The organism is Halomonas campaniensis (genome assembly GCF_002211105.1).
GTDB lineage: Bacteria > Pseudomonadota > Gammaproteobacteria > Pseudomonadales > Halomonadaceae > Vreelandella > Vreelandella campaniensis_A.
Map to the genome: position 1 here is coordinate 1 of NZ_JPUA01000044.1, position 696 is coordinate 696.

The following is a 696-nucleotide window of genomic DNA, read 5'->3' on the forward strand; positions in this document are numbered from 1 at the left end:
CCGGCGCTGGCCCACCTGCCTCTACCTTGTAGTCCAAAGTGCTGCGCTTATTCTATGAATCCAGGGTCAAAGCAAAGCCCTGTGCTCATTCAGAAAAATAAAGCTGAGTAATGGGTAGTGGAATATCTATAGGGCGCTTCTGAATTATTGGTGTAGACAAAGAGGAATGGGAATGAATGATAAAAAAGGCAGCATACAGCTTAAATGATCCAGGCATTTGCGACTATTGGTATCAGCGACGGTCAGGCGCTATTAAACTTATGGGCTAAGGCGACCCCTAAATTCTTGAAATGGCCAAATATTCATTAAAATTTGTTTAGAAGCTCTCTTCTATGCTTGAAAATAACCTCGCGTGCACGCTGATGTGCTTTACGCCGTGCTTGTAGCAAAGCTTCATATCTTGTTCTTTCTCAGGATTTGACGTTTTGCCCAGTACAAACGTTTCCCCGGAAGGAGTGGTGATGCGTAGAGGACGAGATGCTGTGCCGGGCGCGTGCTCAAAGTCTTTTGCTGTCATCAGTGATATTTCCTTCAGTTTATTTATAAATCCGAACAATGATAAAAGCAGATTTCATGACGTTAGCCCCATTGTCATTCATTTTTCCTATAAGTTATGCCGTCACTTAATACCCTGGATTCATAGAATAACCGCAGCACTTTGGATCACACAGTAGAGGAAGGAGGGCCAGCGCCGGT

Annotated in this window: 1 protein-coding gene; it reads right to left on the reverse strand. The window is 44.3% G+C overall.

Features of this window, described 5'->3' with window-relative positions:
* Positions 1–316: 316 nt before the first annotated feature.
* A complete protein-coding gene (locus JI62_RS20535) occupies positions 317–517 on the reverse strand; it encodes a hypothetical protein (RefSeq protein WP_088701968.1) in 201 nt (66 codons plus the stop codon).
* Positions 518–696: the final 179 nt, after the last annotated feature.